Consider the following 26540-nt stretch of genomic DNA (forward strand, 5'->3'; position numbering starts at 1 on the left):
AACAAGATTATGGGAAAGAAAAAAGAATTAAACGACGATAAGCCAAAGGTGCACAAAGACCTTGATGGTTTCGATATCAAAATCAACACCTTTGGTGAAATTCAGATGTCATACGATGTAGAGAAAATTAATAATTTTTTAAACGACAACGTGGACGACAAAAAACTAAAAGATCTGGAACCTCCAAAAAGCAAGAAGAAATGAGAAGTCATGAAATAGATTATGAGATTTTGGGTGAAGATATCCAAGTCGTTCAGATCGAATTAGACCCAAGCGAAACCGTTATCGCTGAAGCTGGAAGCATGCTTTTTATGGAAGACGGCATTCAGTTTGAAACTAAAATGGGAGATGGTAGCAATGCCAATGAAAGCATTTTAGGCAAGCTTTTTAAAGCAGGAAGTAGGGTTTTGATGGGCGAATCTCTTTTTATGACACACTTTACCAACAGAGGGCACGGTAAAAGAAAGGTGGCTTTTGCAGCACCTTATCCTGGTACTATAAAGGCGGTGGATTTGTCTCAGATAAACGGGAATACCCTGATAGTACAAAAAGACGCTTTCTTATGTGCGGCCATGGGAACTCAAATTTCTATTCATTTTAATAAGCGTTTTGGTGCGGGTCTTTTCGGCGGCGAAGGTTTTATTCTGGAGAAAATTCAGGGGGACGGATTGGCCTTTATTCACTCTGGGGGTGTAGTGATGGAGCGTACGCTTAATAATGAAACCCTTAGAATAGATACGGGCTGTGTTGTGGGTTACGAACCTCAATTGAGCTTCGATATTCAGCGTGCTGGTGGATTGAAATCTATGGTTTTTGGTGGTGAGGGAATGTTTTTAGCGACGCTTTCGGGTACAGGAAAAGTTTGGATTCAGTCCTTACCAATCTCTAAACTTATAAGAAGACTATCTCCCGCAGGTGGAAATGCCAATAAAGAAAGCGGCTCTGTTTTAGGAGGGATAACGGATATGTTTGAGAGGTAAGTAAAAACTAACAATTTCAGCTTATTGATATTGTTAGTTTTTTAGTTTACTTGCTAGAAAAATCTAATACAATGATAAAGGTGTTTGTTCTGTCTCTTTGTTTTATATCAAACTCTTTCGCTAATCCAAGCGATTCTACAATAGACAAAAGTACTTCTGTAACATTTTCTAGCGGTGCTACCCAATATTTTGGAAGTCTGGGTCCTTTTCACTTTCTCGGTGCAACATTAGGCTCTAATGTTCGATGGAATTTTGCTACTTCGATTAAAAAAAAGGTGAACAATGTTCTAGATATAGAACTTAGCTATTGTCAGTTAAGAATTGCTGGGGATGATTTTACATTGGGAAAGAGAAACATAGACAAATTTTATCAACTTTATCTCAGGAACCTGCATTTCAGAAATGACATTTCAGAATTTTCTCTTTTAATAAATGCTGAATCCTTAAATAAGAAAAGGCTTTCACTCAACGCAGGACTTGGCTTTGGGGCTATAATTCATGAGCCTAAGGCTTTGTATCATAACCCCAATACGTCAGAAAACGAATGGGTTAAGTTAAGGGAAGTGGTGACTACAAGAACGGATTATGACATAGTTGAAAGAGAAACTAATTATTCTAGATATGCTTTAGTTTTCCCCTTTAAGCTAGGATTGGCCTACAGCCTTTCTGATAGACTTAAAGTGAGCTCTATTTTAAATTTTCGATTTACAAATACTCCGTGGTTGGATGATGTTGGTCCGGGTGATTTTTTTAAGAGAAATTCCAACGCTCTGATTGAACAGAAAGAATTGTCTGATAGAGGCTGGGAAAATGTGCATATTCTGAGTGGAGAAAGTAGAAAAGAACAGGTGCTTGAGATATACGAGGATTATTTGATGATTGGTAAGTTAAAAGAAATAGATCCATTGCTTTTAACTGATTATATCCCTGTAAGAGGAAGGGATAAACCCGATGTGTTTTTAAGTTTTAATGTAGGTTTAGAGTACAAACTTAGGGAAAGGAATAAGCCTTAGTCAGAGAAAAAGAAAGCCAAAAAGGAGTCTTCAATAAATGATGTCAATCATGAACCGTTTAAAATTATAGGTCTTAGGCCATTAAGTTTTTCGAACATCGATGAAGAACTATTGCGTGGTTTTGGGATTTATTACGAGTTTGGATTAACTAAAAATAATAAGTTGTCAATTTTTCTTCCGGTAGATATTTTTCTCGAGGATGAAAATATTCCGGAATTTCAATTTAGACCCTTGCTAAATGCTTATCCATTTGGAAGTGATAAACTTTTTGCATGGAGTGTGGGTGTTGGGCCGTATTTAACATTGATTCCAGATTACAGTTCATATGAGATCGGTTTTAATCTGCAAAACGCGTTAAATATAAACATAAATAAAGTTGGTCTTAGGCTTTCAGGAACTGTTGGGCGTCCAATTGGCCCTTATCCTTATCTAGCAATAGGGTTTGATGCCTCAGTGTTTTATAAACTTAAAGAATAAATATTGGACTAATTTTCTAAAATGAGGCAATTTGAGAGCGTGTAAAATACTCTTAATAATTCAATACCTTTACTAATCGAAAGAAATAATTGAATTAGTTTAAATATTTGAAACCCCATGAAAAGAAGAGATTTTATAGCTAAAGGTAGTGCCGCTTTAGGCCTAGCCATGATGTCTGGCAATTTGCTGGCAAATTCAAATGCCGGAACTGTAAAGAATTTTGGATGCCAGTTGTACAGTGTGCGTGACCTTATGCCAAAAGACGCCAAAGGCACTATGACCAAATTGGCGGATATGGGCTATAAATTATTTGAAAGTTATTCGGCAGACCCATTTTGGGGGATGAGCCCTAAAGAATGTAAGGGCTTCTTGAAGGATATGGGTGTGAAAATGATTAGCACGCATATGGGCATGGATGGCATTACAGACGAGTTGGCAGCCAACGCCGCAGAAGCTGGTTTAAAGTATGTCATGTGTCCTTTTATAGGCATGCAGCCAAATATGGATGCTTGGAAGAGGGTAGCTCAGAAATTCAATGAAGCTGGCGACATTTGTAATAAGCATGGTGTGAAGTTTGGGTATCATAATCACTCTTATTCTTTTGCTTTTGTAAGTGGAATGAAAGGGCAGAATGTATTATTAGAAAATACAGACCCTGAAAAAGTATGCTTTGAGCTAGACATGTGCTGGTCTGAGGCTGCAGGAGAAAATACCATTGCTCATTTAAAACAACACGGGAAAAGATATGAATTGTGCCATGTTAAGCAGCTGGTTTCAATAGAGCCTAAAGAAGGTGAAAAAAGACCGGTTCAGACAGATTTGGCAGACGGCGTAATAGATTACCAAAAACTCTTAAGAGTGGCTAAAGATAATGGCATGAAATACTATTTGGTAGAGCAAGAGCAATACCCAAAAGACAGCATCACCAGTATGGCAAATGATGCTGAGTTTATGAAGAAATTGGTATTTTAAGAATTACCAGATTAAAAAAATGAGAATCCCAGAAGTTGAGCCTTCTGGGATTTTTTTATGCGGCAGTTTTGAGCATAAGGTGGGCAACAGATTTATAACGTTCAGGTTCTGCCTTTAATAGTTCTAAATCTTGTTTGGTATCTTCATCCAAGAGCGAAATAAGCGGTTGTTCAACATCAAAAAGATGCGAGATAGATTGCTTGATTTTTGAGTCCCACTTTTCATGATACTTCAGGAAGTCATCTGGTGAAATCTTTTTTCTACAGCAGGATTCTCCGCAGCTCAGTTCCATTTCTTCTGTTAGGTTAAAAATACCGTATTCATCGGTGATTTGTTCCTCTGGAAAAATGTCTCTAATGGCTATTTCGAAACCATATCCTGTGCTGATGGTGTTGCAGTTGCAGCAGTGATTTACGTATTTGGCAAAATCCCAACTTACAATTCTTTCTCCAAATTGGTCGCGGTAAGAGTATTTCTCTATAATCGCCTGAACATCTGGGTTGTGCCTTTGATAATCAAGGTCAGAAATACATATTTCTAGGGTGTCTTTAACGTAGGTGATGGTACCTTTTGGGATGAATCTTGTGGCAAAAACACCGTATCCAATTTGTTCGCTTACGAAAACTAATTTTGTATGAGGATGAATCATTTTAACCTTTAAATTATTGTCAATATTTAGACACAATTTTACGTATTAATTCGATTCAAAAATCAAAACATTCTTTAAGAATTGTAGGCTCTAAAGCTAAAGCAGGAATATAATTAACCCAAATTATATTCTGATTCTAAAGGGCTAGTCCAGCAAATTCAGAATATCATTCTGACTTAGAGATTTCATGAATGTTTCTTCTGTGGTTATGAGTTCGTCAAATAATCTCTTTTTCTTATTTTGGAGAGCTAAAATCTTCTCTTCTACGGTATTTCGGCTTATAAACTTATAGGTGAAAACGGTATTTTTCTGACCTATCCTGTGGGCTCTATCTACGGCCTGAGCTTCTATGGCAGGGTTCCACCATGGGTCTAGCAAAAATACATATTCTGCGGCTGTAAGATTTAAGCCCACTCCACCAGCTTTCAGAGATATTAAGAAGACTTTAATACTGTCGTCGTTTTGGAATTTGTTTACTTCCGCTTCTCGGTTTTTGGTAGCTCCATCTAGGTAAGAATGACTGATTTTATTGTCATTTAAGTATTTTCTGATGATAGTTAGATGTTTTACGAACTGACTAAATATCAAAACCTTTGAGCCACTTTCTATAATGCTTTTGAGTTTATGGATAACATCGGAGTCTTTTCCTGAGTCTCCAGCATATTCTGGATCCACCATCAGTGGATTGTTAGCCATTTGACGCAGTTTAGAAAGTCCCTGAAGTACCACCAACTGAGATTTATTAATACCCTTTTCTTGAATATGGTCAATAATCATATTACGGTAATACGCCTTGGTTTCCTCATAGAGTTTTTCCTGAGCCTCAGACATGTCACAGTATTGTACGCTTTCTATTTTCTCAGGAAGCTCTGTAGCTACTTGAGATTTATGCCTCCGAAGCATGAAGGGTTTTATCTTGCTATAAAGCCTCTTGGAAGCTTCTTCGTCCCTCTTTTTTTCTATGGGTAATTGGTAGTTTTCTTTAAAAAATGCCTGCGATCCTAGTAGCCCTGGGTTAATGAAGGTCATCTGACTCCAGAGATCCATGGTGCTGTTTTCCAGAGGTGTACCCGTAAGAATGAGTCTATTTCGGCAGTTTAAAAGCCTGACAGATTTAGAAATATTGGAAGTTGGGTTTTTAATGGCCTGAGATTCGTCCAAAATGACATATTCAAACCTAAACTTTTCCATAAATTTGATGTCAAGTCTTAAGACTCCATAGGAAGTAAGAATCAAGTCATAATCTGCAAAATGCTCTGTTTTTTTTATTCTTTGTCCTCCCGTATGTACAAGTAATTTTAGTTCTGGGGTAAATCGCTCGGCTTCTTTTTGCCAGTTATAAATAAGAGAAGTAGGCATTACCAGAAGCGTAGGATTCTTTACGCCATCGTCTTTTAGAGATTGTAAAAAAGCTAAGGTCATTACCGTTTTACCTAAACCCATGTCATCGGCTAGGCAGCCACCTAAATTAAAGTCTCTTAAGAAATTAATCCAATCGTAGCCAGCTTTTTGATAAGGCCTTAATTCTCCTTGAAAACCTGGAGAGATTTTATATGACTTTATTTCTTCAAAATTATTTAGACCTTGAAGTTTTCTTCCAATAACAGTGTTGGCTAAACCTTCTTCTTCCAGATTTTGAACTAAATTAAGATGGTGTTTCTTAAGTATAAGTTCGTCGTTTTCTCCGATGTCTGTAAGCGTAAATAGCTCGTGATATCTGATAAACCATTCTTCGGGAATAACGGCAATATGACCGTTTGGCAATCTAAATTCTCTAATATTAGCCAATACCAGCTCTCGTAATTTAAGAAACGGTACTTCAAAAGAACCAAATTGGACTTTTGTTTTAATATCGAACCAATCGCTGTTTTCCTCAATGCTTACTTCTATGGAAGAAGTACCTAGGTGGTATTTTTTCTCAGAGTTTTCCGCTTGTTTTATATTTATACCGGCTTCTTCCAGTTGTATGGCATTTTTTTGAAGCCATGTAAAACCTTCGTTTTTAATCACGGTTTTTCTGCCATGAACTAAGTCCTGACCGAGCTCTCTTATGGTATTAATAATCTCTTTTTCAAATTCAAGATTTCTCCTGACCTTATGAAAAACCCATCCGTCGCCTACTTCTTCCACCCTTACATAAGCATTAGCCGCTAGGCTGTCAAACCTAAAAGTAGAGTCGCCATAAGTAAAACTAAGGTCAAAGTTTATTTTTTCCGGTGAATCCAAAGCTTTCGCTGGCGTATCAAAAAGGGATAGGGGCTGGTTTTTTGTTCCACCCACTTCACTGATGAGTAATACCGGTGAAGCGGGAGCATTTTCGTCTTTAATGACAAAACCTTCTCCATGCCCAAAAACATTAAAATGGGCTATCAGCGGACCTACAAATTTCCGGAAATAAGTTTTTTCAATTCTTCGCTCTATTCTTATGTTGTTTTTGTCAAAGAATGGTCGGAGTTTTTTGCCATCAATATGTTTGTCGAAATAGTAAAGTCTGTTTTCGCTTAAAAGAAAGGCAGGCGAATCGCTGAGCATTTGAGCCCCAACATGTTGTAGTCTGACTTTTTCGCCAGCACATTTTAGTACTGGGAAATAGATGGTATGGTCTTCCTTACGATCAAAGTTCATGAAGACTTTGGTTTTTTCACCCATTACCTGCACTTCTTGCCTGGTTGGGTCTCCATCTTCTCCCATGATGAAGAATCTTTTACCTACGAGCTTTGGAAGAATAAGAGATCTGTATTTATTCAGATATTCTTCTATAGCCGCTTGCATCCCCAAATCGGGCCTTTCTCCAGCATATACCTTGGTGAAGTAATCGAACGGTTTAAGTCTCTTGGGGTTGAACTTTAATAAAATTGTATCTTGATGAATAGCATCCATCAGTTTTACTAATTCTATGTCTACATCATCTATCCCGACGGAGAATTCTTTGATGTTTTTGGAGGAAACATTTTGATGAGCAAAAGTCAGCTGTTCTCTATGGTCTAACTGAACCACAAAGGATTCAAATAGATATCCGAGGTACTGATGCTGGTAAAGAGAGTAAACCATTTTAAATGGCTCAGAGGTAGATACCTTCATTATCAAAAAAGCTAGGTTTAAAACAGATTAAACCTCATTTGATGGTTTTATAAACTCCGAAATTAATCAGCAACGCCTCGGTGGGCAAATAAACTTATCAACAGTTGAATTTTATAAGATTGTAAGCGGATGGAATTGATGTCATATCGGAGTTTTTACTATTGAATCCGCTTTATGCATTAGGCAATCTCCCGGTTTTATCGGGACCGTAGCTAAATTGCTTCAAATCAGTTCGTAAACCCAATTAAACTCAATCACCATAGCGGTGCAATGCTAAATTCCTTTAATTGTCTGATTTATTGCACTTTAACTTCTCATAACGATTCACCAACGCATAATCCGGGTAAAATAAGCTAGAAAGCCTATTTTGTGCCTTTTCTAGCCATTTTCATTTTTAGTGATAGCCTTCTTTTAGAGAAATGGAAATGTCTTATTTTTTTAGAAAAGGTGGGAACAAGGATATTAAAAGGAGTTAAGTATGAAATTCCGGTTTGGTTTGTGACATCATCATAAAGTCAAATGATACCAATTGGGTTATTTCGGGACTATCGTAGAATGCAGTAAGGCAAGTTTCCAACCCTCCTTTGTTTTAATGGCAGAGCCACTTTCTAGCCAATGAAGCTTCACCACGGATTTACCATCAATCCGTATATCAGCATAATTTTGATAGGCTATCCAAGCGGTTTTACCTTCGACTTTTATTTCTAAAAAGTCAAAGGTGTTTATTCTTTCTGGTTTTATTTTTCTGGCATTTGCTCTGTCAATATAAGAATAGACAGAATCAAGATTCCATACCACACCAGCTTCAAGAAGAAGGAAGTCTTCTGTATAGTATTGTGTTACCGTCTCCTTATTTTGTTTACTGAAGATGTCATCAAAAGAGTTTTGAATCAAGCTTTTTAGCTGTTCTTCGTTATTGTTTTTTTGAGCCTTTAGCGTTATGGATAAACTAAAAAGTAAAACAAGAAAAGCTATTTTATTTACAACCATAACATTCTAAACTGTTTAATTCTGGACTTCCACCACTATTACCGACACCAGACGAGATATAAATTTTGTTACCCACTTTGGCTGCACCTATAGCATGTCTTCCTCTAACCAAGTGCGGGAGTGTAGTCCATTTCATGGTTTTCAGGTCAAAGGCCTCTACCTCATTATGAGCCAATTTTTGGTCAGCGGCTTCACCACCTATAAAAAGGACTTTCGAGCCCAAAGTTGCCACGCCAGGACCAGCTCTTAAAGTAGGGATGTTGGAACCCTCTACGGTAGTCCAAGTTTTGGTTTTGAAATCATAAATGTCTGTAAAAGGCACTGTGAGCGTCATTACTTCGCCTGTTTTATGTCTGGATTTTCTGCCGGCAGCTATTACCACTTTGTTTTTTACTACACCGGCAGCTACATGGTCTCTTGCATTTGGTGAGTCGCTTAGTTCTCTCCAAGCACCGGTTTTTGGATCATATTCGTCAAACCAAGCTACATGACCATCCCAGTGTCCGTCTATAATTCCGTTGACCACATAGATTTTGTCTTTGTAAACAAAACATGCGGCAGAACCTCTTTTTCTCGGGATTTTAGGACCCATTCTCCATTCGTCTTTCTTGGGATTGTAGATATAAACATTCGGGATAGATGTTTCATGCGGGAAAGGACCCGTTAATGCTCCTAAAACGTAAATTTCACCGCCAAATGCAACGGCCTGAAAGTGATGTATCTCTAAAGGTAATTCTCCTTTTTTCTCCCAAGTATTGGTTTTGGTATCGAAAACCTCCATCGGTTTCATACCTCTACCGCCAAAAAGGTATAGTTTTTTGCCAATGGCCACCATGGAGTTTTCACCACGGGGAGTGCTTTCGCCAATGGTTTCCATTATATGCCAGTTTTGAGCCGACACTTGGAAGCTAATAGCCAAGAAAAGTAAGGTTAAAATTTTCTTTGTTAACATTCTAGGGTTGAGTTTTAAAAAAAGGCCTGAACTGGGAACAGAGCAGGCCTTTCGATATTATTGGGGTAATAGTCTATAAACAGTGCCTGGGTCTTCTATTCCTACATATATAAAACCATCTGCAGCTTGGGTTACATTTCTTAGTCGACCGATATTAGGTAGAAGTTTCTCTTCACTGTCAACTTTTCCTTCCTTGATGGCCACTTTGTTCACGTATTTAAAACGAAGAGAACCGGCTAAAATATCTCCTTTCCAAGCACTATATTTATCTGATGTTACATATGCCATACCGCAGGGTGCAATAGAAGGAATCCAATATAATTCTGGCTGAAGCATACCTTCTTTCTCTGTAATATCGGTAAATGTGGTGGCGTCGTAATTTATACCATAAGAGATAACAGGCCAACCATAATTTTCTCCTTTCTTAATAATATTCAATTCGTCTCCGCCTCTTGGGCCATGCTCGTGCTCCCAAAGGGTATTTGTTGCTTGATCGAGATCCAAACCTTGTGGATTTCTGTGGCCAAAGCTCCAGATAGATTTTACAGCATTAGGCGTGTTGTAGAAAGGGTTATCCTCAGGGATACTACCGTCGTCTTTTATTCTGTGAATTTTACCACAGTGATTTTCCAAAGATTGAGGGTTCTGATCTTTCATTCCTCTATCTCCAACAGAAACATATAAGTATCCATCGTTATCAAAAATCATTCTGGCTCCATAATGATGGCGGGTTGGGAAATAGGGTAGAGCTTCAAAAATTTCTTCTTGCTCTGTCAGGGCGTTGCCTTTAAGTTTAGCTCTTAACATGGCAGTGGTGGCCACCACTCTTCCATTTTCTTTTTTATGTTTTGCATAGGTAAGGTATAACCAGCCCGTCTCCGCATAGTTGGGATGTAGTTTAATATCAAAAAGCCCGCCTTGACCAACGGCCAAAACATCGGGTATACCAGAAATTTGGATTTTACTTTTATCAGAAGCTACTTTCCATAATTCCCCTGATCTATCCGTTACCAAAAGTTCGCCTGTGGGTAATGTAACCATTCCCCAAGGGCTGCTTAAGCCTTCAATCATGGTTTCCAATTTGACCGTTATACCTTTAGACTTATAGGTGTCTGTTTTTTCAATTTCTTTAAAGTCGTATTGATCCACAGTACTTAAGCTGCTCACTATTAAATCTGCCAATTTTGCGATATCCTGTGGCTGAATAGTGCTTCTCCAGATTGGCATACCTGAGTCTATGTAACCGTTGCTAATACTGGCAATAATGGAATCTTTAGTGTTACCATGTTTCCATTGTCGGTCTACAAAAGCTTCTACTTTTTCGCCATGGCAAGATGAGCAATATTTAGCATAAATAGCCCTAGAGTCTGTGAAGTCATTTTGATTATTATTGACGTTGTTTACGCCAGATTTTTTGGTGCAACTAGCAAAAACCACCAGACATATTAGGAAAGAGGAGAGTCTTAACATTTAAATAAAGTTTATTTTAGTGGTGAATTTAGGTATTTGGATTGAAAGAGAAAATTGGGTGTGAACCTTGGTGGCAATTATTCGCAGTTTTTGAAGACATACTGACGCTTTCTAACAGTTTATTTTTTTTGGAGCATAATAAATGGCAAAACCTTTTTTAAAATGGGCGGGCGGAAAAACGCAATTGTTTCCCGAAATAGAGGCAAGATTGCCAGACTTAGTAAAACATGAGCCTTTTGTTTACGTCGAACCTTTTGTGGGAAGTGGAGCGGTATTGTTTTGGGTATTGCAGCATTTTCCATGGGTAAAAAAAGTGGTAATAAATGATATCAATTTAGACTTATGTGGTTGCTACGAAGTGGTGAGAAATGACGTGGAAGAATTGATTTCTGTTCTAAGTAGATGGGAGCAAGAGTATTATGCTGTTTTAGGAAATGAAAAGAAGAAAAAAGCTTTTTTTTACGCCAAACGAGAGCTTTTTAATCAAAGGAATTCCGACCAAGTTTCACAAAGTGCTCTCTTTATCTTTTTGAATAAAACGTGTTTTAACGGTCTTTTTAGGGTCAATAAGAGGAATGAGTTTAATGTGCCCATTGGCAGTTATAAGAAACCGAAAATTTGTAACAAGAAAAACTTAAGGGAAGTCTCTTTGTTACTTGAGAAGGTGACAATCTTAAATGGAGATTATCAAGAGGCCATGCAGTATATAGAAGAGAAGGCTTTTTTTTATTTGGATCCACCCTATAAACCAATAAATAGCACATCCAGTTTTAACACCTATGCCCAAAAAGTATTTGGTGATGACCAGCAGGTGAGGTTAAAAGAATTTTGTGACCTTCTAGAAAAGAAAGGTCACAAATGGATGCTGAGTAATTCTGACGTAAAAAATTATAACTCAGACGACCATTTTTTTGACGATTTATACGCCGATTACGTCATAAAGAGGGTAAACGCAAACAGAAGAATAAATGTAGACGCTGCTAAAAGAGGTCATTTAACAGAGCTGCTTATTTCTAATTTCTAGATCAGGTCTCAAAACGCATGTGTTTTACCGACTTTCCAGACTCGCAAAGTTCGTTTAGGGCATCTATGCCTATCTGAATATGCTTTTGAACAAAATTTGTGGTGACTTTCTTATCACTCGCTTCAGTTTTTACGCCATCTGGAGTCATAGGGTTATCTGATACTAAAAGCAATGCTCCATGAGGGATAGAATTCACAAATCCTACTATAAAAATAGTGGCAGTTTCCATGTCAATACCCAATGCTCTGATATCTCTAAGATAGTCCTTGAATTTTTCGTCATGCTCCCAAACTCGTCTGTTAGTGGTATATATGGTACCCGTCCAGTAGTCCATGTTGTGTTTGATAATCATTTCAGATACAGAACGTTGTAGTCTGAAAGATGGTAAAGCAGGTATTTCTGGGAGAGCGTAATCATTACTGGTTCCTTCCCCTCTAATAGCAGCTATTGGCAGGATGAAATCGCCCAAGTTTGTGATTTCCTTTAAGCCACCACATTTACCTAAAAACAAAACTGCTTTTGGCATCACGGCAGAAAGTAAATCCATAACAGTAGCTGCCATGGCACTTCCCATTCCAAAATTGATGATGGTAATATTGCCAAAAGAGGCCGTTTGCATGGCTCGGTCTTTCCCTTTGACTTCCACGCCAAATTGTTCTGCAAACATCTCTACGTAATTACCGAAATTTGTCAATAATACGTAAGGTTTAAATTCACTTAGTTCGGTTCCTGTATATCTTGGGAGCCAGTTTTTAACGATGTCTTCTTTGTTTTTCAATAATATGTTATGTTTGATGAAATGAAAATGGAAAGTCTAAACTTGCCGTCTTTCGACTGCAAAATTACTGAAATTGAAGGGAAAAAGAGGATTTTTGATCCCGTTCGAAAGAAATATGTCGTCTTAACTCCCGAGGAATGGGTACGTCAGCATGTCATACACCTTTTGATTGAGCATTTGGGATATTCTAAAACCCTTCTGAAAATAGAAAGTGGCTTGTCCTATCATGCCTTAGATAAACGGTCTGATATTTTGGTTTTTGACAGAAACGCTAAGCCATATTTATTAGTGGAATGTAAAGCCCCTGAGGTTTCGCTGACTAAAAAAACCATTGGTCAAGCATCAATATATAATAAGACATTAAAAGCTCCTTATGTATCCATAACAAATGGATTTAAAACCTTTTGTTTTGAAATGGATTTTGAGAATTCTTCTTCACTACAATTGAATTCTTTGCCACCGGCTCCTTGATTTTTTATTAAGAAAAATTAAGAATTCGCATACATGACAGTTTCTTAAGTATTCTTTTGGTATTTTTAGTCTCTAGGAAATAGGTGTTTTGACGATCTGTTTTTCTGACGTGTCGATTTTGGGTTAACTGAATAGTTGACTACAAAGTGAATAGCTGACAGAAATCAGATGAAGTAATAGGTTTTATTTTATCAGACAGAAAGGTCTTCCTATAAATGGCTATATAATTAAATGCTCAGAAAATTAGGCTCAAATAAAATCTGGATTGTACAGGCGGTTTCTATCTCTGTACTTTGTATTAGTTCTTTGGCTATTTTTGGCTGGCTGATAGATTCCTTTAAAATCATTACTGTTTTTTCTGAGACAGCTACCATGAAGTTTAATACCGCCTTAGGCCTTTGGCTTTGTGGTTTATGTCTTCTTATGCCACCTTCCAGTTTGAATATTGTTAGGAAAATAGTTTTAGGCGTTATTTTAGGAATAGGACTAATCACCGTTTTAGAATACATCTTTCTACCTTCTTTCACCATTGACAACCTTTTTCTCCAAGACAAGTATTCCATAAGGTTTCCAGGCAGGATGTCTTTAGGGACGGCCATTTGTTTTATTCTTTTGGCTATGGCCATGTTTTATTCCAGTCGTAGGGCTGTTAGAGAGAAAAGAAAGGCCCTATATTTTTTGTCAATTATTGTATTTATCTGCTTTCTTTCTATCATTACTTTTGTTCTACAAATACCGCTAGGGATACGGTTATTTCTCATAGACACTATGTCTATAAGTACTTCGGTGCTGTTTTTGTTACTCTCTCTGGCTCAATTTAAGAAGAACGATTCCTACGGTTTGGCTAGGCCGTACCTCAAAGATTTGGCTGGAAATAAAATGGTAAACTCGTTACTATTTTTTGTCATGTTATTTCCACTAATCTTAAGCTATCTGCTTCTTTTTTTTACCAATAGTGGATTAATTGATTTTCAGTTTGGTATAATTATTTACACGGTTCTACTCACTTTTTCGGGTATTATTTATGTATTTTATCTTGGCGTGAAGCTGAATAAGGTGGATTTCAAAAAAAAGAAACTTGAACAGTTTTTTAGGGATTCAAATCAGGAACTCAAACAGTTTAAGTATGCCTTAGACCAAAGTTCATTGATTACCATATTTGATGGCGATGGAATAGTCAAATACGCCAATGATAAGTTTTGTGAGGTGTCTCAATATTCTAAAGAAGAGATTATAGGGAGGCATTATGGCAACGTGTCAACGAGCTTTTATAATGAAGAATTCTATGCAGAAATCAGGAAGAAATTGGAGCATAGAAAAGTTTGGTATGGAGGGATAAAGAGAAGAGCCAAAGATGGCAGTATCTATTGGGTTCATGCCGCTATAATACCATTTCATGACGACATGGGTTATAACTATCAGAATTTAGCCATTCTTCAGGACATTACCACGCAGAAAGTTCTCGCAGAAGATTATGAAAACCTAAAACTTAAAAGTGCCGAGATAGAGCAGTTTTCATATATAGCCTCACACGATCTTCAAGAGCCGTTAAATACACTCAGGTCAATTTTAGGTCTTATGGAGGAAGAATATGGAGATAAACTAGACGATAATGCTAAGAAGTACATGGAGTTTATGACCCAAACTTCTACTAGAATGGAGGATTTGATAAAAGGCTTGTTGGATTATTCTAGATTAGGGAGGGATGGGGAATTGTTAGAAGTAAATACAAAGGAAGTCGTATCGCAGGTTTTTGATGACCTTTCTTATGTTATTGGTCAGAATAAAGCGAATGTTTTAGTAGAAAAATTGCCTGTTTTACAGGTTTATCCCGTAGAGTTTAGGCTGTTGTTGCAAAATCTTATCAGTAACTCTGCTAAGTTTAACAGGAAAGGAGTAACACCTGAAATCAAGATTTCAGCAGAAGATAAATTAGATTATTGGGAGTTTAAGATAGCTGATAATGGCATAGGAATAGAAGCGGAGCATAGCCAGAAAGTTTTTGCCATTTTTGCTAGATTAAATGATAAAAGAGATTTTGAAGGAACAGGGATAGGATTAGCCCATTGCGAGAAAATAGTAAGACTACATGGTGGTACCATTTGGTTCGAATCAGAATTGGGCGTCGGCACTACATTTTATTTTACGATAAATAAGAACCTTAACTAATGAGTTTGTGAAAAAAAAGAAGGTAAACAGTATTTTGCTAGTGGATGATGACCACATCACTAACTTTATACATAAAAAAATTATTAGCAATCTAGACTGTGCAGAAGAGGTACAAGTAGCTAACAATGGCTTAGAGGCTATAAATTTAATTTTAGAAAGCTCGTTAGGGTTTCCAAACCTGATATTTTTAGACATTAATATGCCCAAAATGAATGGTTGGGAGTTTTTAGAAGCCTACGGCAAAATAGATAATGAAGAAAAGAAGGAAACGATTATTATTATTCTAACCACCTCTCAAAATCCAGATGATTTTGAAAAAGCCAAATCTAATCCTTTTGTGAAGGTTATAGAAAACAAACCCATGACAAAAGTAATGCTTGGAAACTTGGTCGATTATTATTTCAACTAGTTTAGTCTTAACCTGAATCTAGCGTTATAGTTTATGCATCTTTTCCATTTGCTTGTGGCGGCGATTCTGATGAGTCCACTCCTGCCAAGGATGTAACTGGCAATTAGACTTTATTTATACCAATAAAGAGAAAGCAGGCATAAGCCCTTTGCAAGCATCTATTAACTCAACTTATGGAAGATTCCTTACTTTAAATGCTGTTGGTTCATGTAGTTTGAGGCAGTTAGGACTATCAGAAGCCAGTTTTGATTTTTTCTCCAAAAATAATTATGCAGGAGCCTATACTGTAAATGGAGATATATTAGAGCTCCAAATGGAGAAGGAAGGACATACCGAATTTGAATTGTTTAAGGTAAAAACAGTGAACGAAGAAATGTTAAGGTTAGACCAAGATAAATCGCTTATTCTTGGCAGGTTTAGAGAAGAACAAAGCCTGGATTTCAGACGAAAAGTATAACGAGGCATTTCAATATGTGAATCAGTATCAAGATTATGAAGTTGAGGTGGAGTTGTTGAAGGAGTAGATAATTTTGATGAAATAACGCTCCATGTATGTAGAACAAAAAAGGCCTCGCAGAACAAATCCACGAGGTCTAATAAAAAGGCGTAAGCCCCTAATATCGAACTACAGTTATAGAAGAACAATAACTAATATCCAATATCAAAAAAAATAATATCGATAAGAATTAAGCCATCTCCTCAAAAGTTCTATTCACAAAGTCTGTCAAATGACCTCCTGAAAGCATTCCTTGAGAAAGAAGAGCTAAATCATGCAATTGTTTCGCATAAACTTGTCTTCTGTCTTCACCTTTCATTTTAAGCATTTTCGCAATGATTGGGCTGTTTCCATTTACTACCAAATTATACATGGTTGGCATATTGCCCATCATGCCCGCTTGGCCGTTAAGTTTGTTCATGTCCGTCCATCTACGCATAAATTCAGGCTGAACGATACTTACTGGGGCGTCATCGGCAGGAAGAGCTTCTATCTGAACCACGTTATTTCCAGCTAATTCTTTGAAAAGACTTTCTACTTTCTCCTTTTCTTTTTCGCCAAGAACAGACTCTGTCGTTAAACCTTTGTCAACTAATTTGTCAAAAGAATCGCCATCCACACGTTTGAAGCTTACTTTTTCAAGTTTCTGCTCCATAGTGTTAATGAAGTGAGCGTCCAAGACATCGTTAAGAACCAATACATCAAACTCTCTTTTCTTAGCTCCTTTAATAAAGGCGTCTTGTTTCTCGGTGTCCGTGGTGTAAAGAAGAATGGTGTTTTCGTCTTTGTCTTTTTGAAGAGCCTCTACTTTAGTTTTGTATTCTTCGGCCGTGAAGTACACGTTCTCTGTGTTTTTGAACAATAGGAAATTTTGAGCTCTGTCGTAGAATTTGTCGTCAGAGATAATTCCGTATTTCACAAACAGGCCAATGCTATCCCATTTCTCTTCAAAAGACTTGCGGTCATTATTGAAAAGTTCTCCCAATTTATCAGCTACTTTTTTAGTGATGTGGCTGTTGATTTTCTTAACATTTCCGTCTGCCTGTAAATAACTTCTAGATACGTTTAAAGGAATATCTGGAGAGTCAATAACCCCGTGAAGTAATTGCAAGAATTCAGGAACAATGTCTTTCACATTATCCGTAATAAAAACTTGACGGCTATATAATTGAATGCCTTCTCTGCTTAGCTGGAAATCTTGTTTGATTTTTGGGAAGTAAAGTACGCCTGTCAGGTTGAAAGGATAGTCTACATTTAAGTGAATCCAGAAAAGTGGGTCTTCGCCCATTGGGTAAAGCTCTTTATAAAAACTCACGTAATCCTCATCTGTCAAATCAGAAGGAGATTTAACCCATATTGGATTCGGATTGTTGATGATTTCTTCTTTGAATTCAATCTCAACAGGAAGGAATTTTCCGTATTTATTAAGAATGGTTTCAATTCTAGCATCTTCCAAAAACTCCTCAGAGTCTTCCGCCACATGAAGGATAATATCTGTACCTCTTTCTGTTTTTTCAATGTCAGAGATTTCGTACTCTGTGGTACCGTCACATAGCCATTTAACGGCTGGAGCATCTTGGTAAGACTTTGTATGAATTTCTACCTCTTTAGCGACCATGTAAGCCGAGTAAAAGCCAAGTCCAAATTGACCAATAATAGGATTCTTATCGTCTACATCTTTATATTTTTCTAGGAAATCTTTAGCACCAGAAAAAGCTATTTGATTAATATATTTTTTAACCTCATCAGCGGTCATTCCTAAACCTCTGTCGGAAATGGTGATGGTTTTAGCTTCTTTGTCTACTGATACTTTGATTTTTAAGTCTCCCAGTTCACCATCAAATTTGCCCATTGAAGAGAGCTTTTTGATTTTTTGAGTGGCATCTACCGCATTAGAAACAAGTTCTCTTAGGAAGATCTCGTTATCTGAGTATAAAAACTTCTTAATTATCGGAAAGATGTTTTCCGTATTAATGGAAATACTACCTTTTTCAGTTGACATGTTATCTTATATTTTTGTTTTAAACAATCTTATTTGTGATTTGCCTTTCGGCATTTAAGGCTGAACAAAGGATATTCCAATTGCCAAAAGGCTGACAGATTGACAGTTTTGATTTGTGGAGATAAGATTTATTTAAAATAAGAGTACTTTTATGTCATATCGCGTGTACTAATAATTACCGTTAATAGAGACGGTCTCACCTCATGAAAGTAATCTCATGGCAGTTTTTTTTCCTAGCTTTTCTATTTCTGGCTTGTGTAGATACTTATGACGTAAGTATAAAAAGTAACATGAAGTACCTCATAGTAGAAGGAACTATCACAAACGTTTTTGATCAAGAACAAACAATCAGAATCTTTGAAACGGACGACCAAAGTGATTTTATTAGTACGGATTTTACCAAAACCATTTTTTCTAAAAATAATGAGGCTGTTCCGGTTTCAAATGCCAAAGTAGAGGTGATTGAGAATGATCATATAGTTCATGTTTTGAAAGAAGTTTTTCCAGGTATTTATAAAATGCCAAATGGTTTCTTAGCTCAAGTGGGCAATGAATATAAATTGAATTTTAAGACGAGCGATGGCAAGTCATACGCATCTAGCAATGAACGGATGAAACCTGTAGCAGATGTTGCAAATTATAATATCAAGTTTAATCCAGAGGGTGTGACGAAACCTAGGCTTTTCAATATTCAAACACCCTCACATGACTTCTATTTAGATTTTAATGATCCTGCAGACGAGGCTAATTTTTATAGTTGGTCGTGGACAGATTATGAGATTCAGAATGTATGTCATACTTGTAAACAAGGTTTATATTATGCCGCGGATGAGTCTGCTGGAAGCACAGGAGGATGTATTACCAATACCAGTTTGAATGTAAATACCCAGTATGATTATAAATGTCAAAGCTTATGCTGGGAGATATATAAAGGCGATGATATCATTATTTTTTCGGATGTGTTTACCAATGGGCAGCCTCAGAAAAACAAATTAATAGCTCAAGTTCCCGCTTTTCAATCAAATAGCTGCTTGGTGGCCATACAGCAGAAATCACTTACGGCTGGGGCCTTCAGGTATTTGAAACTAATAGAAGACCAATCGGTCCATTCGGGCTCGCTGGCGGATACGCCGCCTGCTCCAATTAAAAGTAATGTTCTAAACGTGAATGCCAAAGAAGAGTTAGTGCTTGGCTACTTTACGGCTTCTGCAGTAAAAGAAATAAGACATATGTTAAGCCGGAGTGATGTTCCGGATTTGTTGCCTAATAGGATTTTTAGCATTTTAAATAATAGGGATACGGTTTTTGAGTCAGACGGTGAATTTAGGTCTTTGGTGCCGCTAGCTCCTTGTGTTTCAGCTACGACTAGAACTTCAGACGCACCGAGAAATTGGCAATTTGGAATATGAGAAAAGTGCAACTTTTAATCCTGTTTCTTGGTAGTTTTTCGGGTACTTACGCACAGATTTTTTGCTCGGGTCAGGTTTTAGATTCTTTGACAAGCCAACCGCTAGAAGGGGTGTCCATTATCCTTAATCATGAAGGAAAAAAGAGCGGCATGACTTCTGATACCGAAGGTAGATTCAATATTATACTTCCTTACGCCGATAATGCCATTCAGATTAGATACACAGGTTATGTGTCAAGCTGGATTTATCTGGATAAAGGTGTGTCCCTTATAGATGGAATTATTAGGATGGAGGAGGTTTCTAATACGCTGGAGCAGGTTATTGTGTCCACTAAAGGTTTTGATCAAAACGTACGGAAACCCGTTTTGGGTGCCAATAGCATCAATATGAAAACACTTCAGAAAATTCCAGCGGCTTTTGGTGAGGTGGACCTTTTTAGAAGTATTCAAATGTTGCCTGGTGTGACAAGCGTTGGAGAGGCATCCAATGGCGTCAATATTAGAGGCGGAACTACCGACCAAAACCTCATTTTGATTGACGATACGCCAGTGTTCAATCCTACGCACATGTTTGGTTTATTTTCTGTAACACCGCCTGATGCTGTCCGAAATCTTGATTTATATAAAGGAAATGTACCTGCGAGGTATGGCGGAAGAGCCGCATCTGTATTGGATGTGGCTTTACTTAATCCAGATTTAACAAAGTTTACTGCGAAAGGTGGCATCAGTCTGATTTCGGAAAAACTGATGCTTAATGTACCTGTAATAAAAGATAGATTGGGTATTTATGTGGCAGGAAGAGGTTCTAATCACGATGTTATTTTGCCCATCATTTCAGATGATTTAGAGCATATCAAAACCAAGTTTGGAGAATTGGTAGGGAAAGCATTTTGGAGGGTAAGTGATAAAAATACATTTACCGCAATGGGATATTATAGCACTGATTATTTCGAAACAGATTTGTTGGCGAATTTGCCTAACGTAGTCGGTACTACCACCTATTTTCAACATAATACTTTAAACGGGAGTGCTAAATGGTCCCATATTTTCAATAACAAGCTAGACTTGCAAGCAGCGGTCATTGTGGCAGATTATCAACCGAATATCGCTACGAAAGAAGCCGCTACCCAAAATGATATTAAGTTAGAGTCGGGCATTTTACAAAAGCAAATCAAAACAAACCTCTATTATCAGTATCAAAAACACAAGACAGAGGGAGGGCTAATATTTACCAATTATGCCCTTAATCCAGGTCGCTTAAATCCAGGAAATAGTACCAGTGTCAATGAGATTGTGACGCCATCAGAGCAAGGCAATGAACTAGCCGCCTATTTAGATGATGAGTATGCTATAAATGATGATTTGGCTGTTTCTATGGGTTTACGATATAGTTATTTTTATAATTATGGGGCTGCTGAGGTTCGTACTTATATAGCAGGGGAACCTCGCGATGATTTTTCTGTAGCAAAAGTAACGCAGTATGGAAAAGGGGAAAAGATTGAAAACTATGGCGGCTTAGAGCCGAGATTTGGTCTGCGGTACTCTATCAGTCCTAAGAGGTCTATTAAATTTGGTTATAATTTAATGCGACAGTACCTTCAAATAGTGTCAAACACCACTACGCCTATTCCGACTTCAAGATGGAAAACGGCAGATACCAACATTAAACCTCAAATCAGTAATCTCTTTACGGCAGGTTATTATTATGCTTTTGAAGATGATATTTACGAGGCTACCATGGAGGCTTATTACAGAACTACCCAAAATATCATGGATTATAAGCCCGGGGCGGATTTTTTGCTTCAGCAATTTCCGGAAACCCAATTAGTGCAGGGGCAAAGCAAAGCTTATGGTTTAGAGCTTATGGTGTCCAAGAAAAAAGGAGTGCTTACTGGTTGGGCAAATTATACCTATGCCAGAACATTTAATAGAGTAGATGCTAGTGTGCATCAGTTGGAATTGGTTAATGGAGGCGACTGGTATGCCGCAAATTATGATAAACCCCATACATTTAATACTTCATTAGAATTTCATGTAGACGAACATAATTCCTTCTCCTTTAATTTTGTGTACAGTACGGGTAGACCGTACACACAGGCGGTGGGGTTCGTGAGTTATTTGAATAGTTTATATCCTTTTTATGATCAAAGGAATAATGAAAGGATTCCTGATTATCACCGTCTGGATTTCTCATGGAATATTTACAATCCTTCTATGAAGGGAAAAAGGTGGCAAGGCAGATGGGCTTTTTCTGTATATAATTTATATGGCCAGAAAAATGTTTATTCGGTGTATTTCAAGACAAAGGACAGCCAAACAAAAGCCTATAAGCTTCAAATATTAGGTGCTCCAATAGTTTCTCTAGCGTATAATTTTACCTTTGAGTAAGTAAAACTTTATTGAAAAGGTGGCCTAGGAATTGAACGTGGCAGGCAAATTGTTCGTTAAAAGTTAAATGAAAATCTAAATAAATGGAAAAGCAGTTTTTGCAACATATTTACGAAAAGCATCAAAAAACGGAAGCTGTGCCACAAACCAAGAAAATAGGGGCGTGGGCAACGGAGGTTTTTCATCTTTTATTTCCAGAACAAGCAAAAGATTTCTTCCCAAGTATTGACGAGATAGAGGGGGAAATCTGGAACTTAGGAAATGAACTAAAACTCATTTTGAATGCTACAGATAAATGCAAAGATTGTGATAATGGAGAAAGAGCAAATATTTTCAAAGAATCTCTTCCAGAACTTTTCAGACTTTTAAGTGCGGACGTGAAAGCCATTATGGCTGGTGACCCTGCTGCTACCAGTGAGTTTGAAATTATCAGAGCTTATCCAGGATTTCATGCCATTTCCTTTTACAGGTTGGCTCATTTGCTTTTAAAAATGGATATTCCTTTAATCCCAAGGATTTTGACGGAGTTCTCGCACTCTCAAACGGGAATCGATATTCATCCTGGAGCAGTGATAGGTGAGAATTTTTTTATTGACCATGGTTCTGGAATCGTGATTGGAGGTACGTCGGTCATAGGGGAGAATGTAAAAATATATCAAGGTGTAACTTTAGGAGCACTAAGTGTAGACAAAGCCTTGGCTAACGTTAAGAGGCACCCAACGGTTGAAAGCGGGACAGTAATTTATGCCAATGCCACTATTTTAGGTGGTCAAACGGTTATAGGTGCCAACAGTATCATTGGTGGTAACGTTTGGCTCACGAAAAGTGTCCCAGCCAACAGCATAGTTTACCACAAACCGGAAATAGAAGTTAAAGAAAGAGAATTAGTTTAATTATGGCTACGATAGTAGATTTAGTAGGAAACACCCCTTTGGTAGAGTTAAAAAGGCTCAACCCACATTATAAAAATAGCGAGAATCCTAGGGTTAAGATTTATGCCAAATTAGAAGGTGATAATCCTGGCGGTTCTGTTAAGGATAGAGCGGCATTAAATATGATTCAGTCTGCTTTGGAAAGAGGAGACATAAAGCCTGGAGATAAGTTGATAGAAGCCACCAGTGGCAATACTGGAATAGCTTTGGCTATGATAGCCTGTCAATATGATTTAGAGATAGAGCTGGTGATGCCAGAAAACAGTACTGTGGAACGTGCCAAAACCATGGAAGCCTACGGAGCAAAAGTTACACTGCTGGACGGTATAGAAACATGCCGCGACTATGCCGATGAAAAGGGCAAAGAAGATGGCTATTTTCAGTTTAACCAATTTGCTAACCCTGATAATTACTTGGCTCATTATAAGACTACTGGGCCTGAGATTTGGAGAGATTCGGATGGTAAGGTGACGCACTTTGTGAGTGCTATGGGTACTACAGGTACCATTATGGGTACTTCTATGTATCTGAAAGAACAAAATCCAAATATCCAGATAGTAGGTTGTCAGCCAACAGAAGGTTCTTCTATTCCTGGAATTAGACGTTGGCCAAAAGAATACCTGCCTGAAATATTTGATGAGTCACGTGTTGATAGAGTTTTTGATATTTCTACGGAAATTGCTGCCAAAACAGCAAGAGACTTGGCAAAAATAGAGTCTATTTTTGCTGGAATGAGCAGTGGAGGTGCAGCCTCAGCGGCCATTGAGCTTGCTTCGGAATTAGAACACGGTAATATTGTATTCATTGTTTGCGACAGAGGAGACCGTTATTTGAGCAGCGATTTGTATAGCTGATTGACCGAAATTATTTGTTAGCTTTGAATATGGATATACAAAATCAAAAATCGAATTGGTCAAAGAAATCATGAATATTGAGAATCCATCTTTAATTCAAAGCATGTTTGATTTGCTTAAGTCAGAAGAAAAGGATGCTTTCGAATTGACAGAAATTGAGGAAAAAGAAATTCAAATAGGGATAGAGCAATTAGATAAGGGTATGAGAGTACCTGCAAGAGAATTTCTACAGAAATTTTCTTAAATGAAATACAGGGTATATTTTTCTGTTTTTGCTTCAGAGAAGTTGGAAAGATTGATTCCTTTTATCGAACAGAATTGGGGTATTTCCACTAAAAATAACTTCTTAAAAAAGTTATATGTCTCTTTCGATAAAATAGAGCGTTTGCCAGAGTCTTCCATTAAACTTTCTAGCTTTTCAGGAGTTTATAAATGCGTCGTAACTCGGAGAACAACCTAGTACTACAGAATTAAGGGAAGAGAAATTGAGATTATCACGTTAACTGACAATCGTCAAAATCCTAAAATGATTCACGAAGAACTAATAGCACTTTTCAATAAACAATAAAACATGCAAGCACTACATTTAGTAGCACCGAACACTTTAGAATTGGTGGAATTAGAAACGCCGAAAGCCACTAAAAAGGGTCAGGTTTTAATTAAAATGGCGTATTCGCCAATAAACCCAGCCGATTTAGCCTTTTTGACGGGTCAATATGGTATTCAAAAACCTTTTCCTGTGGTACCAGGTTTTGAAGGTAGTGGTGAGGTGATAGCTTCAGGTGGAGGTTTTTACGCTAATTATCTTAAAGGGAAAAAGGTGGCTTGTGTGGCCTCTGAACAAGGTGATGGTACCTATGCTGAGTACATGTTAACTGACGCTACCAAATGTGTGGTTTTGGGTAAAAATGTAGCTATGGAACAGGGAGCCATGTCTTTCGTAAATCCACTTACAGCCGTTGAATTATCCGAAAATGCTTTAAAAGGTGGATACAAAGGTATTGTGATGTCTGCCGCTGCCAGTGCTTTAAGTGGCATGGTACAGTATCAAGCGAATAAAAAAGGTTTGAGCTTTGCGGGCGTAGTACGTAGGAAAGAGCAAGTAGATAAATTAAAAGAAAGAGGAGTAGACTATATTGCTAACTCCTCCGAGGAAGATTGGCAAAAGGGACTTGCTGACTGGGCAAAACCACAGGGGAAAATGCTTTTTTTGGATGCAGTTGGCGGAGGAATGTTGCCAAGTCAGATTTTAGGAACGCTTCCTATCATGTCAAAAATGGTAATTTATGGAAAGTTAGACTTGGAGCATGATAATATTATAGATGGTCGTGATTTTATATTCAAGGAATACGAGATTTCAGGATATTGGCTGAGTAAAACGGCTTCTAGAAAAAGCTTTTTTCAGACCTTGATGGATACCAGAAAAGTACAGGCGATGCTAAAAGATGGCTTTGAAACAGATATTAATGCTAAGTTTAACATTAAGGATTTTGCCAAAGCAATAGAAACCTATACCACCCAAATGTCTGCAGGGAAGGTATTGTTTGAGCTGTAGAGTTATTTTTCAAAGTAAAGCTCCAAAACGGTTCAGTTTTGGGGCTTTTTACGTCAAATCCTACGCCCAAGCTCCAATTACGGCACCCATAATTATCAACATAATTATCTGGTATCCTGCATTGATAAGCCAAAGTTTGATGGATTTTCTTTCATAGAGCATATTGATACCCATGGAAGTAGCAAGAAACATGAGACCGACATAAAGACCATGCATGGCTCCAACTTGCCAGTTGATATCGCCATCTTCATGACCACGCAGCATGATGGCCATACCAAACCCCATGATTAACATCATGACAAAACTGCCACCAAAAATCTTGACCATGTTGGCATCTTTAAGGTCATCTTCGGTCATGCCAAGTTCTGCTTGCCATGCTTTTGAGAAAAGAATGGGGCTGTACCAAAGCGAGCCGAACATCCATCCGGCTAAAGCACCTACTAAAACTGCTAGAAAGTTAATGTTCGAGAAATCCATATTTGTAAGGTTTAAGGTTTTGAAGAAAACAAATACTTATTTAAAGGTATATAAAGTCGTTACTAATATACGTTTATTGATAAGATGGCAAACAAAAACGATGATGAAACTAGCTTACATTTTAGTGATTTTATCCCTCTTTTCTTGCAAAAAAGAATCTGTTACAAGTCTTAGTTTTGGAAACTGGGGAACAGAACATGCCTGGCTCACGGTGGCGTCCAGCGGTAATTATTTAGAGTTTGACTGTGCCCATGCTACCTTCCCAAATCCCCAAAATTTAAAGGACAATAAATTTGAAGTGGCGGCACTGTATTTTAGAGAATCTGGAGCGTACTTTGACGATGAATCCTTTTATGCTGCCATTGAGGCTAGGGTTTCTGGTGAAATTTTAAAAAACGGTAACCTAAAGTTGACACTATTTGTAGGCGACGACTTACAAGATTATGGAACTTACCTGTTGGTCTATAATAAGGAAGCAAGGGTGTATAAGTGTGCCTAACCAATATTATGGACGAAATTTCTTTTGCATGCCGTTTAGGAAATTTCTTAGGTATTGGTCATTCATTTGACGGTATTGACCTTGTTTAGGATTTCTTAAAAAAGCGGAGATTTCGTGCTCACTTAGGTTAGCCCCTGCCAGTTTGAAAATGGCCATAACCTCATCAGATTTTAAATCAAGGGCAATCTTTAATTTTCTCAGAATACTATTATTGCTTAATAATCGCTCAGGCTTAATGATTGGGCCATCTTTGGGACCTCTTTTTTTAATGATGAGACCGTCTAAAAAAGTGCACAATAGAAAATCGTCAATAGGGACGAAGGTTTCTTCTTCTTCATGCTTTAACCAGTCGCTCACCATAGCTCTGCTGGCTCTGTAGTTACCTAGTTTGAAGATTTCCATCATGGCGTCGTCAGAGAAATCGAAAGCGTATCTAACGCGTTTAAGTATATCGTTATTGGTCATTTGTGATTTTAAAGTTAATCCATACCAAG

27 protein-coding genes are annotated in these 26540 nt (G+C 37.6%); 18 read left to right on the plus strand and 9 right to left on the minus strand.

From position 1 onward, the window contains the following. The first annotated feature begins 9 nt into the window (after positions 1 to 9). From ACSBFT_RS22205 to ACSBFT_RS22225, 5 genes are all read left to right on the plus strand, one after another. On the plus strand, positions 10 to 204 hold the full coding sequence (locus ACSBFT_RS22205; protein WP_463048822.1) for a hypothetical protein: 195 nt from the start codon (positions 10 to 12) through the stop codon (positions 202 to 204). Further along, the gene (locus ACSBFT_RS22210) at positions 201 to 980 is read left to right on the plus strand and encodes a TIGR00266 family protein (protein WP_489602475.1); all 780 of its coding nucleotides are present in this window, start codon (positions 201 to 203) and stop codon (positions 978 to 980) included. The genes ACSBFT_RS22205 and ACSBFT_RS22210 overlap by 4 nt, the downstream gene beginning before the upstream one ends. Positions 981 to 1051: 71 nt before the next feature. Beyond that, positions 1052 to 1993 (plus strand): hypothetical protein, encoded by a 942-nt coding sequence (locus ACSBFT_RS22215; protein WP_489602476.1) that lies wholly within the window; start codon positions 1052 to 1054, stop codon positions 1991 to 1993. 162 nt (positions 1994 to 2155) lie between these two features. Then, on the plus strand, positions 2156 to 2470 hold the full coding sequence (locus tag ACSBFT_RS22220; protein WP_489602477.1) for a hypothetical protein: 315 nt from the start codon (positions 2156 to 2158) through the stop codon (positions 2468 to 2470). 117 nt (positions 2471 to 2587) lie between these two features. Continuing rightward, positions 2588 to 3442, plus strand: a complete 855-nt coding sequence (locus ACSBFT_RS22225; RefSeq protein ID WP_489602478.1) for a sugar phosphate isomerase/epimerase family protein — start codon at positions 2588 to 2590, stop codon at positions 3440 to 3442. Positions 3443 to 3497: 55 nt separating this feature from the next. On the opposite strand, the gene ACSBFT_RS22230 is transcribed toward ACSBFT_RS22225, so the two are convergent. From ACSBFT_RS22230 to ACSBFT_RS22250, 5 genes are all read right to left on the minus strand, one after another. Beyond that, positions 3498 to 4091, minus strand: a complete 594-nt coding sequence (locus tag ACSBFT_RS22230; protein WP_489602479.1) for an SET domain-containing protein — start codon at positions 4089 to 4091, stop codon at positions 3498 to 3500. A gap of 144 nt (positions 4092 to 4235) precedes the next feature. After that, positions 4236 to 7172 (minus strand): DEAD/DEAH box helicase, encoded by a 2937-nt coding sequence (locus tag ACSBFT_RS22235; RefSeq protein ID WP_489602480.1) that lies wholly within the window; start codon positions 7170 to 7172, stop codon positions 4236 to 4238. A gap of 534 nt (positions 7173 to 7706) precedes the next feature. Next, the gene (locus ACSBFT_RS22240) at positions 7707 to 8162 is read right to left on the minus strand and encodes a nuclear transport factor 2 family protein (RefSeq protein ID WP_489602481.1); all 456 of its coding nucleotides are present in this window, start codon (positions 8160 to 8162) and stop codon (positions 7707 to 7709) included. Further along, on the minus strand, positions 8149 to 9114 hold the full coding sequence (locus tag ACSBFT_RS22245) for a Kelch repeat-containing protein (protein ID WP_489602482.1): 966 nt from the start codon (positions 9112 to 9114) through the stop codon (positions 8149 to 8151). Before ACSBFT_RS22245 ends, ACSBFT_RS22240 begins: the two co-directional genes overlap by 14 nt. Before the next feature lie 57 nt (positions 9115 to 9171). After that, positions 9172 to 10584 (minus strand): PQQ-dependent sugar dehydrogenase, encoded by a 1413-nt coding sequence (locus tag ACSBFT_RS22250; RefSeq protein WP_489602483.1) that lies wholly within the window; start codon positions 10582 to 10584, stop codon positions 9172 to 9174. Positions 10585 to 10726: 142 nt separating this feature from the next. Between ACSBFT_RS22250 and ACSBFT_RS22255 the strand changes: the two genes are divergently transcribed. Beyond that, positions 10727 to 11608 (plus strand): DNA adenine methylase, encoded by an 882-nt coding sequence (locus tag ACSBFT_RS22255; RefSeq protein ID WP_489602484.1) that lies wholly within the window; start codon positions 10727 to 10729, stop codon positions 11606 to 11608. Position 11609: 1 nt separating this feature from the next. On the opposite strand, the gene ACSBFT_RS22260 is transcribed toward ACSBFT_RS22255, so the two are convergent. After that, positions 11610 to 12386 (minus strand): AMP nucleosidase, encoded by a 777-nt coding sequence (locus ACSBFT_RS22260; RefSeq protein WP_463048831.1) that lies wholly within the window; start codon positions 12384 to 12386, stop codon positions 11610 to 11612. Between the two features lie 27 nt (positions 12387 to 12413). Between ACSBFT_RS22260 and ACSBFT_RS22265 the strand changes: the two genes are divergently transcribed. The 4 genes from ACSBFT_RS22265 (at position 12414) to ACSBFT_RS22280 (ending at position 15892) form a co-directional block, all read left to right on the plus strand. Continuing rightward, positions 12414 to 12857, plus strand: a complete 444-nt coding sequence (locus ACSBFT_RS22265; protein ID WP_489602485.1) for a type I restriction enzyme HsdR N-terminal domain-containing protein — start codon at positions 12414 to 12416, stop codon at positions 12855 to 12857. Positions 12858 to 13088: 231 nt separating this feature from the next. Beyond that, positions 13089 to 15026, plus strand: coding sequence for a PAS domain-containing sensor histidine kinase (locus tag ACSBFT_RS22270; RefSeq protein ID WP_489602486.1), 1938 nt, complete (start codon positions 13089 to 13091; stop codon positions 15024 to 15026). 7 nt (positions 15027 to 15033) lie between these two features. Next, the gene (locus ACSBFT_RS22275) at positions 15034 to 15435 is read left to right on the plus strand and encodes a response regulator (RefSeq protein WP_463048834.1); all 402 of its coding nucleotides are present in this window, start codon (positions 15034 to 15036) and stop codon (positions 15433 to 15435) included. A gap of 148 nt (positions 15436 to 15583) precedes the next feature. Continuing rightward, complete coding sequence (locus tag ACSBFT_RS22280; RefSeq protein ID WP_489602487.1) at positions 15584 to 15892, plus strand: hypothetical protein; 309 nt, start codon at positions 15584 to 15586, stop codon at positions 15890 to 15892. Positions 15893 to 16121: 229 nt separating this feature from the next. Here ACSBFT_RS22280 and htpG read toward each other — a convergent pair whose 3' ends face one another. Next, positions 16122 to 17933 carry a molecular chaperone HtpG gene (gene htpG, locus ACSBFT_RS22285; RefSeq protein WP_489602488.1) on the minus strand — a complete coding sequence of 604 codons (1812 nt, stop codon included), beginning with the start codon at positions 17931 to 17933 and terminating at the stop codon, positions 16122 to 16124. Between the two features lie 203 nt (positions 17934 to 18136). On the opposite strand from htpG, the gene ACSBFT_RS22290 reads away from it, so the two are divergent. The 7 genes from ACSBFT_RS22290 to ACSBFT_RS22320 all read left to right on the plus strand — a co-directional run bounded on the left by ACSBFT_RS22290 (position 18137) and on the right by ACSBFT_RS22320 (position 25070). Continuing rightward, the gene (locus ACSBFT_RS22290) at positions 18137 to 19342 is read left to right on the plus strand and encodes a DUF4249 domain-containing protein (RefSeq protein ID WP_489602489.1); all 1206 of its coding nucleotides are present in this window, start codon (positions 18137 to 18139) and stop codon (positions 19340 to 19342) included. Beyond that, positions 19339 to 21729, plus strand: a complete 2391-nt coding sequence (locus tag ACSBFT_RS22295; protein ID WP_489602490.1) for a TonB-dependent receptor — start codon at positions 19339 to 19341, stop codon at positions 21727 to 21729. Before ACSBFT_RS22290 ends, ACSBFT_RS22295 begins: the two co-directional genes overlap by 4 nt. An 83-nt stretch (positions 21730 to 21812) precedes the next feature. After that, positions 21813 to 22622 (plus strand): serine O-acetyltransferase EpsC, encoded by an 810-nt coding sequence (gene epsC / locus ACSBFT_RS22300; protein ID WP_489602491.1) that lies wholly within the window; start codon positions 21813 to 21815, stop codon positions 22620 to 22622. Between the two features lie 2 nt (positions 22623 to 22624). Continuing rightward, positions 22625 to 23515: a cysteine synthase CysM gene (gene cysM, locus ACSBFT_RS22305; RefSeq protein WP_489602492.1), complete on the plus strand. Its 891-nt coding sequence runs from the start codon at positions 22625 to 22627 to the stop codon at positions 23513 to 23515. Between the two features lie 70 nt (positions 23516 to 23585). Then, the gene (locus ACSBFT_RS22310) at positions 23586 to 23759 is read left to right on the plus strand and encodes a hypothetical protein (RefSeq protein WP_489602493.1); all 174 of its coding nucleotides are present in this window, start codon (positions 23586 to 23588) and stop codon (positions 23757 to 23759) included. Then, on the plus strand, positions 23760 to 23975 hold the full coding sequence (locus ACSBFT_RS22315; protein ID WP_489602494.1) for a hypothetical protein: 216 nt from the start codon (positions 23760 to 23762) through the stop codon (positions 23973 to 23975). It abuts the gene before it with no gap. 111 nt (positions 23976 to 24086) lie between these two features. Then, entirely contained in the window at positions 24087 to 25070 is a 984-nt protein-coding gene (locus tag ACSBFT_RS22320; RefSeq protein WP_463048842.1) for an alcohol dehydrogenase catalytic domain-containing protein, read from the plus strand. A 60-nt stretch (positions 25071 to 25130) separates the two neighbouring features. Here ACSBFT_RS22320 and ACSBFT_RS22325 read toward each other — a convergent pair whose 3' ends face one another. Further along, a complete protein-coding gene (locus ACSBFT_RS22325) occupies positions 25131 to 25547 on the minus strand; it encodes a DUF1761 domain-containing protein (protein WP_489602495.1) in 417 nt (138 codons plus the stop codon). Positions 25548 to 25647: 100 nt separating this feature from the next. Here ACSBFT_RS22325 and ACSBFT_RS22330 point away from each other — a divergent pair, with 100 nt between their 5' ends. Then, complete coding sequence (locus ACSBFT_RS22330; RefSeq protein ID WP_489602496.1) at positions 25648 to 26046, plus strand: hypothetical protein; 399 nt, start codon at positions 25648 to 25650, stop codon at positions 26044 to 26046. A gap of 6 nt (positions 26047 to 26052) precedes the next feature. On the opposite strand, the gene ACSBFT_RS22335 is transcribed toward ACSBFT_RS22330, so the two are convergent. Further along, positions 26053 to 26511 carry a YehS family protein gene (locus ACSBFT_RS22335; protein ID WP_463048845.1) on the minus strand — a complete coding sequence of 153 codons (459 nt, stop codon included), beginning with the start codon at positions 26509 to 26511 and terminating at the stop codon, positions 26053 to 26055. Positions 26512 to 26540 lie beyond the last annotated feature (29 nt).

It is taken from the genome of Arcticibacterium sp. SM2516 (assembly GCF_057914865.1).